The following is a 15500-nucleotide window of genomic DNA, read 5'->3' on the forward strand; positions in this document are numbered from 1 at the left end:
GAAATGAAGGCGCGCCGGATGAAGTGCCTCAGGCTTCCGGGATGCCGATGAGGGTGGCCGGGTTGCCGTGGTGGCGGACGGTGCGTTCGAGGTCGGCGAAGGTGAGGAAGACGGTGGCGGTGTTGTCGTTGGGGTGGACGCCGACGAGCGGGCAGGCGGCCAGGTCGCGGTCGAAGAAGACTTCGACATTTTTTTCCGTGTTGTTGAGGATGCAGAAGGGGGAGACCGAGCCGGGGCGGATGCCGAGGTGGGTCATGAGGCGTTCTTCCGAGCCGAAGGAGAGGGCGGTGGAGCCGATGACGGTGCGCAGCGTTTTGATGTCGACGTTTTTATCCCAGCGGACGACGATGAGGAAGTGCCTGCGGCCTTTGGCATCGCGGAGGAAGAGGTTTTTGGCGATGGTGCCCTGTGTGCCGAGAGTAGCGTTCATCATGTCTTCGACGGTGTGCATGGGCGCGTGCTCGGCGATGGTGTAGGAGATTCCCAGTTCTTCAAGTGTGCGGTAGACGGTTAGGCGTGCGGTTTCGTTCATGGTTCGGAAGAGGAGGCTGTTCTATCGTGGATGCGGCGGATGGCCCACTCGGCGTGTTCGGCGATGAGCGGGGTATCGTGCAGGGCCTGTTCGAGTGCGGGGAGGTCGTCCGCGGTGCCGATGTTGCCGAGGACGCAGCAGGCGTTGCGCAGGAGACCTTCCCTTTTGATGCGGCGGATGGGGGAGTGGCGGAAGTGTTCGGTGAAGGTTTGGTCATCCAGCGTGAGGATGTCGCGCGGCTGGAGGGTGCGGAGGTGCCGGGGGAGCAGGAGGCGTGTGTCGTGCGTTTCCCGAGCGAAGCGGTTCCACGGGCAGGCTTCGAGGCAGGTATCGCAGCCGTAGAGGCGGTCGCCGAGGAGGGATCTCCATTCTTCGGGGATGCTGCCTTTGTGTTCGATTGTCCAGTAGGAGATGCAGCGGCGGGCATCCACGGAGTGGCCGTCGAGAGCGCCTCCGGGGCATGCATCAATGCAGCGGCGGCAGGAGCCGCAGCGAGGAGAGCAGGGGGTATCCGCCGGGAGTTCCAGCGTGGTGAGGATGGTGGCGAGGAAGATGCAGGAGCCGCCCTGCGGGTGGATGATTTGCCGGTGCCTGCCGATCCATCCCATGCCGGAGAGGGTGGCGTAGTCGCGTTCGTTGACGGGGCCGGAGTCGGTGTAGTACCGCTGGCTGCCTCCGTAGAATCGGAGGGTTTCGTCGAGGTCGGCCAGTTTGCTTTCGAGCAGTTTGTGGTAGTCGTGGCCGTGGGCGTAGCGGGCGATGCGTCCGCGAGCGGTTCGGAGGTTATGCGGCGTGTAGGGATAGGAGAGGATGGCGATGCTCCGTACATCCGGGAGGACGAGGGTGGGATCAAGGCGTTTTTCTTCCTGCCGCTCCATCCATTCCATGGAGGCATGGCAGCCGTTGCGGAGCCATTGCTGCAGGGTATGGCCGTAGGGCGTGGGTACGGCGTGCGCTACCCTGCAATCGGAGAATCCGAGCTGCCGGGCGGCCATGTCGAGCGCCTGTCGGGCGGGATGGTCTGCGGGCGGAGGCACGGGGCGATTATAGCGCAGAGGGGCGGAATGTACACAGCAAATAGGGTCTGTGCCGTGTGTATTCGGGGATATCGAAAAAACGCCGCACCTTGCAGGGTGCGGCGTTTGGAAAATGGTTGGTCGGAACGGTTAGCGCTTGGGAATGGAGGATTCGCGTTCGCATGCGGGGAGCATGACGTTCAATTGGCGTTCCTGAATGCGCTTTTTCTGGCCGATGTTGTTCTTTTCGGTGATTTCCTTGGCCTGCTGGATGGATTTCAGGCGTTCCTGTTCGGCGCGTTCCTTTGCTTTGGCATATTCGTCGATGCTTGCCTGCTGCTTGGGTGTGGCGGTGCGCTTGAGCGTATCTACGGACAGATCGGCCGGAGAGACGTTCGGTGCTGCGGAGGCTGCGGAGAGGAGCAGCGCGAGTGCGGAACATGTGGAAATGAGACGTGCTTTCATGGCGTGTTTGACTCTGCAAGTATAAGTGTTTGCCTGCACATGTCAAGTTACTTTTTCACGTTCTTTCGCTCATGGGGGACGGAGCTCCCGGAATGGTATGCGGAAGCGCGCGGTACTCCATGAACAAAACCGCCGCTTTCTTGCGAAAGCGGCGGCAGGTTGAAAAAGCTTGTGTGAAGTTTTTCCTGCGTTTAGCGGGAGTAGAGTTCCACGATGAGCTGTTCGTTCACGATGGGGGCGATTTCTTCCTTCGTGGGTACGCGGGAGATTTTGCCGGTGAACTTGTCCTTGTCGCATTCCATCCAGTCGGGGACGACGACGGTTTGCGTGAGGTCCGCATAACGGGTGACGAGGGTCTGGGAAGCGGCCTTCGAAGCGACGGCGATGACATCGCCGGGGGAGCAGCTGAAGGATGCGACGTTGACCTTGCGGCCGTTGACGGTGACGTGGCCGTGCGAGACGAGCTGGCGGGCGGCGGAACGCGTGTTGGCGAAGCCGAGGCGGTACACGACGTTGTCGAGGCGGAGTTCAAGGAGCTGAAGAAGGATTTCGCCCGTGATGCCACGGCGGCGGGATGCTTCTTCGTAGTATTTGCGGAACTGGCCTTCAAGCACGCCGTATTGGAAACGGAGCTTTTGCTTTTCGGCAAGCATCACGCCGTAGTCGGACTTCTTCTTGCGTCCGGCACGCACGCCGTGCTGACCCGGGGGGAAGGGGCGGCGGGCAAAGGACTTGCTGGGGCCAAAAAGTTCAACGCCGAAACGACGAGAGACTTTATCGCGGGGACCTGTATAACGAGCCATGATAAATGTTCTTGTATGTAGTGTTTGATGAATTAGACGCGGCGAGCCTTGGGAGGACGGCAGCCATTGTAGGGAATGGGGGTGACGTCGCGGATGGCGGTGATTTCGATGCCGAGGGCCTGGACGGCACGGACGGCGGATTCGCGGCCGGAGCCCGGACCCTTCACGCGCACTTCGGCTTCGCGGAGGCCGTGGCCCATGGCCTGGCGGCAAGCGTCCTGACAGACGACCTGACCGGCATAAGCCGTGCTCTTGCGGGAGCCCTTGAAGTTGAGTTTGCCGGCGGAGGACCAGCCGATGACGTTGCCCTTGAGGTCGGTCACGCTGACGACGGTGTTGTTGAAGGTGGAGGAGATGTGAACGATACCGGAGGTGACGTTCTTGCTGCCCTTGGCCTTGAGGATTTTGACCTTGTCGTCGGCATCGCCGAGGCCGAGTTCGGCAAAGATGTCGCGGCGTGCTTCAGGCTTTTTGGTTTCTTCAGCGGCGGCGGGAGCAGCCACGGGAGCGGCAGCTTCAGCGGGGGCAACCACTTCTTCGGTGATTTCTGTGATGGTTTCTTCAGCCATGATGAGATGTTCTACGTGGTTGTCTTACTTCTTCTTCTGGGCACCGACGGTCTTCTTCTTGCCCTTGCGGGTACGAGCGTTGGTGCGGGTGCGCTGTCCGCGGACGGGCAGGCCGCGGCGATGGCGGATGCCACGGACGCAGTTGATGGTGGAAAGACGCTTGAGGTCGATCTGCTTTGCACGACGAAGGTCACCTTCAATGAGGATGCCGTTGGACGTGATGGCCTGAACGATCTTGGTGAGCTGTTCGTCGGTGAGTTGACCCGTGCGAAGGTCCGGGTCGATGCCGGCCTGCTCAAGGATCTTCTTAGCGGTCGAAGCGCCGATGCCGTAAATGTAGGGCAGTGCGGCTTCGATGCGCTTTTCGTTAGGGATTTCTGTGCCGAAAAGACGTGCCATAATGGTTTCTTTGCTTTAGCTGTTTGGTGAATGCCACATTGCGCGGCATTTGTGCTGGACGAAGGATGTACCATATTCCGGTTTTTTTGCAAGCCCAAATCGGTGGAAAATTACATATTTGCGTTTATTTGGTTTGTTTTTGGGTATTCACCAAATAAATGAGCCGCAATATGTGGGCGGGGGGGGGCTTGTTTCCGGTGAGGTCAGATGTATTTTCTCTTGTCGAAGAGATGGGCGCGCAATGGGTCGGTGGCGGCCAGGTGGGTGAAGGCGATGGCGAGGGCATCCGCCGCATCGGGGGGCGGCGTTTCGGTGAGGTGGAGCAGGGCGCGCATCATGAAGGCGACCTGCTGTTTTTGTGCGCTGCCTTTGCCGACGACGGCGAGTTTGACGCATGTGGGCGGGTATTCCATGATGCGCAATCCGCACCCGGCGGCGGCGATGACGACGGCGGCGCGGGCCGATCCCATGGTGATGGCGGTGCGGTGCGACTGGACGTAGATGATCTGCTCGATGGCAAGTTCATCGGGTTGCCATGAAGCGATTAGTTCGCCGATGCGTTCGTGGATGAGCAGCAGGCATTCGGACTGGCTGCGGCTCTGGGGGATGGAGAGTGTGCCGTATTCCAGCGCGCGCGCCTCGCGGGAGTTGCCTTCGATGACGGCGTATCCCGTGTGGCGGATGGCAGGGTCGATGGCGAGTACTCGCATGGGGGGCGGCGGCGCGGTCAACGGCGGCGTTTTTTGGGCGCGGGCCGGGACTTGCGGAGGGGGCGTGCGGGAGCGCCGTCGAGCAGGGCCGTGTAGGCGTAGTCGAAGCTGTCGAGCTTGCGGCGTTCGATTTCCTTGCCGATGAAGATTTCGACGGATTTGGCAAAGTCGAGTTCATCGGCGGTGAGGAGGGTGAAGGCGTCTCCGGTGGCTTCGGCGCGGCCGGTGCGGCCGATGCGGTGGACGTAGTCTTCGGCGTTTTCGGGTACGCGGTAGTTGATGACGTGGGTGACGCCGTTGATGTCGATGCCGCGGGCGGCTACGTCCGTGGCGACGAGGATGTTGTACTGGCCGTCCTTGAAGCCTTTGAGTGCCTGCATGCGTTCCTTTTGTCCGATGTCGGAGTGCATGGCGGTGACTTTGTCGCCGTGGCCGTCCCTTTGAAGGAGGGAGCATACGCTGTCCGCTTCCTTGCGGGTGCGGGTGAAGATCATCAGGGACTGGAAGTCCGTGCTTTTGACGAGGGCGAGGAGGAGTTCGTCGCGCTGGTCGAGGCCGACGGGGTAGAAGGCATGGGAGATGGTCGCGGCTACTTCGCGGCGGGCGATGCTGATTTCGACGGGGTCGGTGAGGCACCATTTGGCGAATCCGGCGATGACTGGGGGCATGGTGGCCGAGAAGAAGAGTGTCTGGCGGCCTTCCCAGGGGCAGAGGTTGATGATTTTGCGGACGATGGGGAGGAAGCCCATGTCGAGCATGCGATCCACTTCGTCGAGGACGAGGCATTTGAGCTGCCCGAAGCGCATGGTGCCGCGGTAGAAGTGGTCCACGAGGCGGCCGGGGGTGGCGACGATGATGTCGGCTCCCTTTTTCAGATCTTCGGTTTGCTGGCCGTAGCCGACGCCGCCATAGAGGAGGGCGACGGTGAGGTCGGTGTGTTTGGCATATTCGCGGAAGGCTTCGGAGACCTGGTCGGCGAGTTCGCGCGTGGGTTCGAGGACGAGGATCTGGGGCTGGCCCGTGTGGGTGATTTTGCTCAGGAGGGGGAGGGCGAAGGCGGCGGTTTTGCCGGTGCCCGTCTGCGATGCGCCGATGAGGTCGCGCCCTTCAAGGACGATGGGGATGGCCTGTTCCTGAATGGGGGTGGGGGTCTGATAGCCGCAGTCGGATACGGCCTGGAGGATGGGTTCGGAGAGTCCTAATTCGGAAAACAACATGATTTTTGATCTAAATGAAGGTGTGTATAACGAAAATCGGCGATCCGGGAAGGGAGCGCCGATGGCCGGTATCACGGGATGTCAGGAGAGGAATGGGTTGGTGAGCCGTTCATGCTTGACGGTGGTGTAGGGGCCGTGGCCGGGAAGCACGATGGTGGTGGCAGGCTGGTTCAGGATGCGGGCATGGATGCCGTTCAAGAGCTGTTTTTCATCGCCGCCGGGAAGGTCCGTGCGTCCGATGGATCCGGCGAAGAGGACGTCGCCGGAGAAGAGTTTGTCTTCGTCTACGAGGTGGTAGACGTTGCTGTCCGTGGAGTGGCCCGGCACGAAGTGGATATGCCAGAGCTGGCCGCCCCAGTTGGCGGTGCGGCGTTTTTCGTCCACGATGTCGTCTACCTCGAAGGGTTCGACGTGCATGTCGGGGTCCCATGCGTTGCGCGCGAGGGTTTCGAGCGTGAGCTCAGGGCTGTAGGGGGAGTGGGCATGGATGGTGCAGCCGAACTGTTTTTTGAATTTCGCCGCATCCTGAATGTGGTCGAAGTGCTGGTGGGTGATGAGCAGGTCGGTGATTTTGGCATCGGGTTTGCGGGAGAGAATCCAGTCGACGAAGCCGAGGGGGGCGTCGATGGCAATGTAGGTGTTGTCTCCGGTGATCACAAGATAGCCGTTGCAAGCGGCGATTCCGCCTGTGTAAACCCTGATGTTATCCATGCAAAATCGATTATAAGATATTTTGCCGCTCTTGGCGAGTCCAAATCGCGTATGCCTGATGTTTCCTGCGTGCCGTGTGCAGGAGTCGCAATGGCGCAGAGGCTGACGGAGAATGGGGACGCTGGGTGGAATGCTCGTGAAATGGAAGAAGTCGCAAGGGATATAGAGTTTTCTGTTGATAAAATAATCTGTTTTTTTCCGTATATACTGTTCGGAAGGTTTGATTCCTCCTTTCATGGTTGCTTATGTACCGTTTTGTTCGATTTGTTTTTTGTTTACTCGTTTTTTCCTTTGCAGACGTAACATTCGGTGAGCAGGAACAAGCCTTGCCGCTTCTTGTCCCTGACAAGCCATTGAGAAGCTTTGTTCCTTCCGGGGAAGCTTCCATCGTCCATACGGCGCTGGGGATTCTTGGCGGTGATATGGAAAAATTGGGGCACCGCAAGCCGGAAGCGGTGGCGGCTGTTCAGGATGCAGGTTTTTTTGTGGGTACTCTGGGCAGGTCGGATGAGGTCGATGCTTTCATGAAGCGGTACGGCTGGGATGATTCCCGGTTGAAGGGGCAATGGGAGGCCTTCGAGATCAGGGTGATCCAAGCGGATAAGGCGCCTGTGCTGGCAGTGATCGGCAGCGATGCTCGGGGAACGGCGTACGGTGTGCTGGAATTGTCGCGGCTGATGGGAGTTTCTCCATGGGAATGGTGGGCGGACGTAGCACCGCGCCCGATCGTGCGATTCGATTTGCCTGCCGGTTTTTCGATGTTCAGAAAACCTTCGGTTGCGTATCGAGGCATTTTCCTGAATGATGAAGACTGGGGGCTTCAGCCATGGAGCAGTTCCACATTCGAACCGGCGGCGCGTGGAGTGATCGGTCCGAAAACGTACGGCAGGATTTTCGAGCTTCTGCTCCGTTTGCGCGCCAATACCGTTTGGCCCGCGATGCATGAGACGACCGTGCCGTTCTACTGCGTGCCGGGCAATAAGGAAATGGCGGATAAATACGGTATCGTCGTCGGTACGTCCCATTGCGAACCACTGATGCGCAATAACGCAGGGGAATGGAAGAGGGCCAACTTCGGAGCATTCAATTACTTCACCAATAAGGACAATATTCTTTCCTACTGGGCGGAACGCCTGCAAGCCGTCGGGAAGTCGGAGAATTTCTATACGATCGGCATGCGCGGGGTTCACGATGGTCCCATGCTCGGCGTCAAGGGTACGGCTCAATACAAAGACGCTCTCAACGAGGTGATCGGGGTGCAGCGTTCTCTTCTGAAACAGTATGTCGATCAGGATATGTCCAAGGTGCCGCAGGCCTTTGTTCCCTATAAGGAGGTGTTGAATGTGTACAATGCCGGGCTCGCAGTGCCGGAAGATGTGACGCTCGTCTGGTGCGATGACAATCACGGGTATATTACGCGCCTTTCCAATGCAGAGGAAAGAAAACGCAGCGGTGGAGCCGGGCTTTATTATCATCTTTCCTATTGGGGAAGCCCTCATGATTACCTCTGGCTTGCCACGACTCAGCCCGGACTGGTGTACAACCAGTTGAGGCAGGCATGGGATTACGGTTCTCGCAGGTTGTGGATTTTCAATGTCGGCGATATCAAGCCGGCCGAGTATCTGATGGAGCTGGGGCTTGATATGGCGTGGGATATTGATTCAGTGACCCCGGAGACGATTGCCGGGCATGCGGAACGGTATTGGGCTCGAGAGCTGGGGCAGGATTGCGCCCAACCCGTCGCCGCCGCCATGAAGGAGTACTATCGACTGTCCGGCATCCGGCGGCCCGAATTCATGGGATGGAGCCGCGTTGAAGAGCAGAGCAGGATGGGCGGTACCGAATTCGCCTCGAACCATTTCGGCGATCAGGTGCAGGCGCGGCTGGATGAATGGCAGGATTTGGCCGGTCAGGTGCGTGAGATCGAACAGCGCATTCCGGCCGATAGGAAGGATGCTTTCTTTCAGCTCGTGAAGTATCCCGTGCTGGCGAGCGATGCGATGAACCGGAAGTTTCTCTATGCCCGGAAGGCACATGACTGCGCCGGATTAAATCTTCCCGCTGCCGACGAATATGCCCGGTTGAGCCGTCAGGCACTGGAAGACATCCGCAGCCTGACGCGTACTTACAATGAGGAGATATCCGGCGGGAAATGGAATCGTATGATGGATATGGCTCCGCGAAAGCTACCCGTGTTCGCTCAGCCTCAGCTTCCTGCTCCCGTATCGGTTTCTTCTCGTGCGCAGGGTGCTATTGTCTTGCTGGATGGGTATGAGAAGCCGCTGAAAGCCTCGGTGCCTCACACAGTCGATCTTGTGCAGTCAATCAAAAACGAAGCCGTTATGTCCCTGTATGCGGGAACGGGTGAATCTCCTTCATGGAGTGTGGCGCGGAAGCCGGACTGGCTCGCGGTTCGGGAAATGCCCTTGCCGATCATGAGCGGAAAGAGGCTCGTGTTGGAAGCGGACTGGGGAAAAGTACAGTCCGATACCGAGGGCGTTGCCATGCTGCAAATCGGAGATGCCACGTATGAAGTTGCCGTTTCGGCCAAACGGGCGGGAGAGCGGCCTCATGTCGAAGCCGGCGGGGTGGTTGCCTGGAATGCTTGCGAATACGAGTCCGGTGCATCGCGTTCCGTGGTGCCGGTGCCTCTTTTGGGTCATAGCATGAATGCCGTGATGATGTATGGAGAAGAACCCGGAGAAGCCGTCTACCGCTTCACTACAACGAGCAGCGGAGACGCCGTGCTGCGCCTCTTCGCCTTGCCGACCCATCCTTTGAACGGAGGCGATCTCCGATATCGGGTGTTTGTGGATGGCCGGGAAGTTGCAACGGTCGATATCAAAACGTCATTCCATTCGGAAGAATGGGAAAGGAATGTTCTGAGGCAGCAAAGCGTCAGGGCCATTCCCATTGTCATTGATAGGCCCGGTGACCATACGGTGAGCGTGAAGGCTCTGGATATGGGGATTGTGCTGGATCAGCTCATGCTGGACTTTCAACCGGACAGGCCGTTCTATCATGTGCCTGTTCCGGCCAGTCGGAAATGATGTGCCGTTCCGGCTTTTCGGGCCATGCTTTCCAATACATTTTTCCGGCCTAGATGATAGCGTTAATTCTTGACAAAATCGGTGATAGAGGCCATAGAAGATAGTCCGACGCCGCAAGATCACCGATGAAAATTACCGCCGTTCCAGTTCTGTCTTTTTTAGCCTTCGGCCTCGTTTCCTGTTCGCAGAACCGGATGCCGTATCTTGGAGGCGAGGAGCCGATTGCATTCAAGTCTCCCGAAGAGATTCTGAATATGGGGTTTTGGGACAACGATCCGTCGCTGAAGGGGCCTCTTCGGATCGTGATCGATTTGTCTCACCAGAAGGTTATTTATTACAAGGGCAACGTCGAGATCGGCCTTTCTCCGACCTCGACAGGGATGGAGGGGCACAGGACGCCTCGGGGGAATTTCAGTATCGCCCGCAAGGATGCCACGCACCGTTCCGGCTCCTACGGAGAATTGATCGATAAGGAGGGAAATGTGGTGGACCCGGCTTTCGAGATGGGGTCGAAGCCGATTCCCGCCGGTCTTCGCTACCGCGGTGCGCCGATGTTTTGGGGGATGCATATTTACAAGGGCATCTGGATGCACGAGGGTGAAGTGACAGGGTATCCGGTCAGCCACGGTTGTATTCGGCTGCCTTCGAAGATGGCCAAAATTTTCTTCGAGCATACGCCTGTCGGCACTCCTGTGACGATTCGTTGACGATTCGGAAAACGGGGCCGGAAGGGTTTCCTTATACGCTTGGCCTGCGGTATGGTTTTTTTGTGCCCGTTCGGCGTTTTGAGGGCCGATATGGCTTGACAAAACATGGTTCAGGCTTCATAAACCGCGGTGACACTTTTCGTACCCCGAAATTCCATGAATATGTTGCGTCTCGTTGCTGCCGGACTGGCTTTGTCGTCTCTGGTTTCGTGTTCCGATCTTTTGAATCCGAAGCCTCCCGTGGCGGCTTCCTATCTGTACGGCGACGATCCGGTGACATTCAAGTCACCGGAGGAAAGATTGCTGCAGGGCCACTGGGATAATGATCCGTCGTTGACCGGGCCTCTGCATATCGTGATCGATTTGAAGCAGCAGAAGATGATTTATTACAAGGGCGGGGTGGAAATCGGCCTTGCACCCATTTCGACGGGCAAGGAAGGCCACGGTACGCCGCGGGGCAATTTCAAGATTCTCGCCAAGGATGCCAAGAAGCGTTCCAATTCCTATGGGGAACTGGTGGATAGTGCCGGCAATGTGGTCGATCCCGATTTCGTGATGGGGTCAAGGCCCATTCCCGCGGGGCTGAAGTACCGCGGTGCGCCCATGTTCTCCGGTATGCAGATCGTCGGCGGTTTCTGGATGCATGAAGGTGAGGTGACGGGTTATCCTGTGAGTCACGGCTGTATCCGCCTGCCGGAAAAGATGGCCAAGATTTTCTTTGCCAATACGCCCATCGGTACGCCGGTGACGATTCGGTAAGGATGGCAGGTTTTCGTTCTGTACGTAGAAAGGCGGGCTGCTGCCCGCCTTTTCTGTGTGAGGTTATCGGGGTAGGCTGCCAGCGTTGAGCCGGCAGCTTTTCCGTTTATTCTTCGTCCTTTTTCTTTTTCGGTGTGCGCCATTTGGGCGTTTCTGTGTTGGCGTCTCCCGTGCCGGCCGTTTTTTTGCGCGGTTTTGGCGTTTTTGCAGCAGGTTTGGCGTTGTCGTCGGAGAAGCTGATGAGGTCGCTGCCGTCCGCCTTGTTGGCCGTGGCATTTTTGCCGTCTGAAAGATCGCCCCGGAGGATGGCTTCGGCGATGGGGTCTTCAAGCAGGCGTTCGATGGCGCGGCGCATGGGGCGGGCTCCGTACTGGGAGTCGTAGCCTTTGTCCACGAGCATGGAGACGACATCCGGCGAGAGGGTGAGGTGGATGTTTTTCTGCGCGAGGCGGTCGATGAGCTTGTTGGCTTCGAGGACGACGATGCGTTCGAGGTCTTTGCGTTCCAGCATGCGGAAGACGATGAGTTCGTCGAACCGGTTGATGAATTCCGGGCGGAATTGTTTGCGGGCCGCTTCCGTGATGCGTTCCTTCATCGTTTCGAAGTCGGCTTCGTCGTTGGAGATGGCTCCAAAGCCGAGGGCGTTCTGCCGTTTGGCCTGCGAGGCACCGACGTTCGAGGTGAGGATGATGATGGTGTTGCGGAAGTTGATTTTGCGGCCCAGCGAGTCGGTGACGACACCTTCTTCCAGTATCTGGAGGAGGAGGTTCATGACGTCCGGATGGGCTTTTTCCACTTCGTCGAAGAGGATGACGGCGTAGGGGCGGCGGCGCACCTGTTCGGTGAGCTGGCCCCCGTCTTCATGGCCGACGTAGCCGGGAGGCGAACCGATGAGGCGGGAGGTGGAATGTTTTTCCATGTATTCGCTCATGTCCACCTGAATGAGGGCGTCCGCCGTGCCGAACATGATTTCCGCAAGGTTGCGGGCGAGGTAGGTTTTGCCGACGCCGGTGGGGCCCATGAAGAGGAAGGAGCCGATGGGGCGGCGGGGGTCCTTGATGTCCGCGCGGCTGCGGCGCAGGGCGCGGGAGATGGCCGAGACGGCTTCGTTTTGCCCGATGACTTTGCTTTTCAGCTCGTCTTCCATGCGAAGGAGTTTTTCGGTTTCCTTTTCTTCCATGCGGGCGAGCGGGATGCCCGTCCATTTGGAGAGGACGACCATGATGTCTTCTTCGTCTACCTGGAGGTAGTTGGTTTCCATTTCGTCTTTCCAGACGCGGATGGTGTCTTCGAGGGAGGCTCGGAGGGCGTGTTCTTCATCGCGCAGGCGTGCGGCTTCCTCGAAGTCCTGCGTTTCGATGGCATGGTATTTGGCTTCGATGATTTTGGCCTGTTCCTGCTCGATGGTTTTGATTTTTTCCGGACGGGTCATGCGGGCGACGCGTTTGCGGGAGCCTGCTTCGTCGAGGATGTCGATGGCTTTGTCCGGCAGGAAGCGGCCTGTGAGGTAACGCTGCGAGAGTTTGGCGGCGGCTTCGATGGCCTTCGGTGTGTAATGCACCTTGTGATGGTCTTCGTATTTCGGCGCGATGCCGCGGAGGATGAGAATGGTGTCGTCCACGGAGGGTTCGCCGACCTGTACCTGCTGGAAGCGGCGTTCGAAGGCGGCATCCTTTTCGATGTATTTGCGGTATTCGTTCAGGGTGGTGGCTCCGATGGCCTGCAGTTCGCCTCGCGAGAGGGCTGGCTTGATGATGTTGGAGGCGTCCATGGTGCCTTCGGCGGAGCCTGCTCCGACGAGGGTGTGCATTTCGTCGATGAAGAGGATGATGTTTTTTTCCTTGCGGATTTCATCCATGACGGCCTTGATGCGTTCTTCGAACTGGCCGCGGTATTTGGTGCCGGCGACCATGAGGGCGAGGTCGAGGGAGATGAGTTTTTTGTCGCGGAGGAATTCTGGCACATCGCCGGAGACGATGAGCTGGGCGAGGCCTTCGACGATGGCGGTTTTGCCGACGCCCGCCTCGCCGAGAAGGACGGGGTTGTTTTTCGTGCGGCGGCAGATGATCTGGATGACGCGTTCGATTTCTCCCGTGCGGCCGATGACGGGGTCGAGCTCACCTTTGCGGGCGCGCTCGGTGAGGTCGCGGCCGAAGGCGTTCAGTGCGGGGGTGCGGGAGCGTTCTCCGCTTTGCCGTTCGTTGTCGGAGCGGCGCAGGAAGGTGGGCTCTTCTTCCTCTTCTTCCTCGTCGTCGCGGGAGTTTTTGAGGTCGCTGTCGTCATCGTCGATGCTGGCGGTGAAGCGCGGGTTGATTTCGTGGAGGACTCCCTGCCGGATTTGTTCGTAGGTGAGGCCTGCCTCGGCGAGGACGTGCCATGCAAGCCCTTCGCCGTCGCGGATGATGGCGAGGAGGATGTGCTCGGTGCCGATGTAGGAGTGGTTCATGTTCTGGGCTTCCTTGCCTGCCATGGAGAGGATTTTCTTGACCCGCGGCGTGTAGGGCAGGTTGCCTTCGGTGTTGCTGTTGGTACCCGGGACGAGGTTTTTCTCGATGCGGGTGCGAAGGTCGGCGATGTTGACATCCGCCGCTTCCAGTACGCTGATGGCGACGCCCTGTTCAAGCTGGAGCAGGCCGAGAAGGATGTGTTCGGCTCCGATGTAGTTGTGGCGGAATCTGTCCGCTTCGCGCCGTGCGAGGGCAAGTACCTGTTGTGCTCTTGGTGTGAAGGGGTTCATGTGGAAATGGTGGTTAATCGTTTGTCGGGGCTGCATCCGGCTCCTTGGCTCCGTAGGGGAGAGCCGGGCAGAGGTTTTTGTGGATGTAGAAGGCCCGCAGGGTTTGCTGGTCGCTTTCCTCGGCCCTGTCGCCGAAGGTTTCGATCATGGCTTTTTTGAGGTGTGCGGGGAGGATGTGCAGGGCGATGGAGGAGAGCTGTTCCCGTGCTTCGGCCCGCTGGGGGGCGGGCGCCCAGTTGACCAGCCCGAGGGCGGCTCCGAGCCGGACGTACGAGAGGTGTTCCGCCGCTTCCCGGCAGCTGAGGCTGCAGGCGAAGTGCAGGGTGCCGACGGAGCGGCCGACGCGGTCGATTACATCCGTGAAGTTGCGTTGCAGCAGTTTGAGGCGGATCTGCCGTTCGCGCTCGGCGATGCTGTTGACGATGGCCGCCATTTGTGTGACGATTTCTTCTTCGGATTGTCCGAGCGTGCTTTTGTTCGAGATTTGGTAGACGTTGCCGAAGGCTTCGGGGCCGTCGCCGTAGAGGCTGCGGATGGTGATGTTGAGTTTTTCCGCGGCGTTCATGAGCTGCGGCGCCAGATTGGCCATGGAGATGCCGGGCAGGTGAAGTGCGACGGTGATGCGGAGGCCTGTGCCCAGATTGCTCGGGCAGGAGGTGAGGTGGCCGAGCTGGGCGTCGTAGGCGTATTGCAGGCGGTTTTCGATCCATGTGTCCAGCCTGTCCATTTCGGCCCAGAGCGCGGGGATGTCGCATCCGGATTGGTAGAGGCGCAGTCGGAGGTGGTCTTCTTCGTTGATGAGGATGTCGAGCGATTGGTTGCGCGAGACGGCTACGGCGCACCCTGCATCCCTGGCGGCCAGTTCGGTGGAGAGGAGCTGGCGTTCGAGCAGAAGGTGCCGCTCTTGCAGGGGGAGATCGGAGATTTCGCTGTAGAAGCCGTTTTTCAGCTCAGGCAGTTCCTGCAGGACGGGCAGGACGCGGTTCAGTACGGCCTGCCTGTGCTCGGGCAGAGACCAGCCGGGGAAGGGCAGGTCGGGCAGGTTGCGCGCGAGGCTGATGCGCGTGTACAGGGCGATGTCGTCCCCGTCGCCGAGGCTGGTGAGCCAGGGCGCAGGATGGTTCAGAAGCGTCGAGAGACGCATGGGGAAGGATGCCGATGCTCTCATGAATGTTCTTTCAGTTGGTCGCGCAGTTTCGCCGCCAGTTCATAGTCTTCATGCGCCACGGCCTGCTTGAGCTGCTGCTCGAGCTGCTGGCGGTTCTGGCGCACTTCGGCCTGTTTGCTGGATTGTTCCGGTTCCTTGCCGGCGTGTTCCTTGCCCGTCTGGCACTGTTCCAGCGAGGGGAAGACTTCTTCCGCAAAGATGGAGTAGCAGTGGGGGCAGCCGAGACGGCCTGTGTTCCGGAAGTCCTCGATGCGGAAGGAGCACGCCGGGCAGACGCTGATCATGTTGTCCATTTTGTCGGACGACGGTACGGACTGCGGCCGGGGTTGTGAGATGGAGTTGACGATTTCTTCCATCTTCTCCTTCATCATGGAGGGGAAGAATTGTTCGGCGAAGGAAAGGGACTGTGGATCGAACAGCCCTTTAGCCCGCGCGCACTTCTCGCATAGCGAGAGGTCGGTGACTTGACCGTTGATGATTTGTGTGAGGAACATGGTCGCATTGGCCCCACAGATTTGGCACTTTTTCACGCTGCCAGTATACTACGGCAAGGCCGATTCATCTATCTGGAGTCGTGTCATTGAGTGTCATCCTGACAAGCAAACCTCTCCCGGAAACCTCTTTTTCCGGGAAACGGTGCGGTTCGTTCGCTGTATG

General features: G+C 58.9%; 15 protein-coding genes. 3 read left to right on the plus strand and 12 right to left on the minus strand.

Annotated features, from left to right (window positions below):
* Window positions 1–28 precede the first annotated feature (28 nt).
* The 9 genes from PYTT_RS10335 to PYTT_RS10375 form a co-directional block, all read right to left on the minus strand.
* Window positions 29–532: a prolyl-tRNA synthetase associated domain-containing protein gene (locus PYTT_RS10335; RefSeq protein WP_067775336.1), complete on the minus strand. Its 504-nt coding sequence runs from the start codon at window positions 530–532 to the stop codon at window positions 29–31.
* The gene (gene queG / locus PYTT_RS10340; protein ID WP_141675790.1) at window positions 529–1569 is read right to left on the minus strand and encodes a tRNA epoxyqueuosine(34) reductase QueG; all 1041 of its coding nucleotides are present in this window, start codon (window positions 1567–1569) and stop codon (window positions 529–531) included. Before queG ends, PYTT_RS10335 begins: the two co-directional genes overlap by 4 nt.
* Window positions 1570–1698: 129 nt before the next feature.
* Complete coding sequence (locus PYTT_RS10345) at window positions 1699–2013, minus strand: hypothetical protein (RefSeq protein WP_067775331.1); 315 nt, start codon at window positions 2011–2013, stop codon at window positions 1699–1701.
* Between the two features lie 191 nt (window positions 2014–2204).
* Window positions 2205–2816 (minus strand): 30S ribosomal protein S4, encoded by a 612-nt coding sequence (rpsD, locus tag PYTT_RS10350; RefSeq protein WP_067775329.1) that lies wholly within the window; start codon window positions 2814–2816, stop codon window positions 2205–2207.
* Between the two features lie 32 nt (window positions 2817–2848).
* A complete protein-coding gene (rpsK, locus tag PYTT_RS10355) occupies window positions 2849–3385 on the minus strand; it encodes a 30S ribosomal protein S11 (RefSeq protein ID WP_083076664.1) in 537 nt (178 codons plus the stop codon).
* A 24-nt stretch (window positions 3386–3409) separates the two neighbouring features.
* Window positions 3410–3784, minus strand: a complete 375-nt coding sequence (gene rpsM, locus PYTT_RS10360) for a 30S ribosomal protein S13 (protein ID WP_067775322.1) — start codon at window positions 3782–3784, stop codon at window positions 3410–3412.
* Between the two features lie 203 nt (window positions 3785–3987).
* Window positions 3988–4494, minus strand: a complete 507-nt coding sequence (ruvC, locus tag PYTT_RS10365) for a crossover junction endodeoxyribonuclease RuvC (RefSeq protein ID WP_067775320.1) — start codon at window positions 4492–4494, stop codon at window positions 3988–3990.
* 17 nt (window positions 4495–4511) lie between these two features.
* Window positions 4512–5711, minus strand: coding sequence for a DEAD/DEAH box helicase (locus tag PYTT_RS10370; RefSeq protein WP_067775317.1), 1200 nt, complete (start codon window positions 5709–5711; stop codon window positions 4512–4514).
* An 81-nt stretch (window positions 5712–5792) separates the two neighbouring features.
* Window positions 5793–6422 (minus strand): MBL fold metallo-hydrolase, encoded by a 630-nt coding sequence (locus PYTT_RS10375; RefSeq protein WP_067775314.1) that lies wholly within the window; start codon window positions 6420–6422, stop codon window positions 5793–5795.
* Between the two features lie 353 nt (window positions 6423–6775).
* On the opposite strand from PYTT_RS10375, the gene PYTT_RS10380 reads away from it, so the two are divergent.
* The 3 genes from PYTT_RS10380 to PYTT_RS13085 all read left to right on the plus strand — a co-directional run bounded on the left by PYTT_RS10380 (window position 6776) and on the right by PYTT_RS13085 (window position 10938).
* On the plus strand, window positions 6776–9472 hold the full coding sequence (locus PYTT_RS10380) for a glycosyl hydrolase 115 family protein (RefSeq protein ID WP_223196369.1): 2697 nt from the start codon (window positions 6776–6778) through the stop codon (window positions 9470–9472).
* A 125-nt stretch (window positions 9473–9597) separates the two neighbouring features.
* Window positions 9598–10179: a L,D-transpeptidase family protein gene (locus PYTT_RS10385; RefSeq protein ID WP_197677900.1), complete on the plus strand. Its 582-nt coding sequence runs from the start codon at window positions 9598–9600 to the stop codon at window positions 10177–10179.
* Between the two features lie 156 nt (window positions 10180–10335).
* Window positions 10336–10938: a L,D-transpeptidase family protein gene (locus PYTT_RS13085; protein WP_083076660.1), complete on the plus strand. Its 603-nt coding sequence runs from the start codon at window positions 10336–10338 to the stop codon at window positions 10936–10938.
* A 106-nt stretch (window positions 10939–11044) separates the two neighbouring features.
* Here the strand turns inward: PYTT_RS13085 and PYTT_RS10395 are convergent, their stop codons facing one another.
* From PYTT_RS10395 to PYTT_RS10405, 3 genes are read right to left on the minus strand one after another with little or no spacing between them, the layout of a single operon-like run.
* Complete coding sequence (locus PYTT_RS10395; RefSeq protein ID WP_083076658.1) at window positions 11045–13675, minus strand: ATP-dependent Clp protease ATP-binding subunit; 2631 nt, start codon at window positions 13673–13675, stop codon at window positions 11045–11047.
* A gap of 13 nt (window positions 13676–13688) precedes the next feature.
* The gene (locus tag PYTT_RS10400; protein WP_071133456.1) at window positions 13689–14843 is read right to left on the minus strand and encodes a hypothetical protein; all 1155 of its coding nucleotides are present in this window, start codon (window positions 14841–14843) and stop codon (window positions 13689–13691) included.
* Window positions 14840–15337 carry a UvrB/UvrC motif-containing protein gene (locus PYTT_RS10405; RefSeq protein ID WP_071133457.1) on the minus strand — a complete coding sequence of 166 codons (498 nt, stop codon included), beginning with the start codon at window positions 15335–15337 and terminating at the stop codon, window positions 14840–14842. The genes PYTT_RS10400 and PYTT_RS10405 overlap by 4 nt, the downstream gene beginning before the upstream one ends.
* Window positions 15338–15500 lie beyond the last annotated feature (163 nt).

It is taken from the genome of Neoakkermansia glycaniphila, from assembly GCF_900097105.1.
GTDB lineage: Bacteria > Verrucomicrobiota > Verrucomicrobiia > Verrucomicrobiales > Akkermansiaceae > Akkermansia > Akkermansia glycaniphila.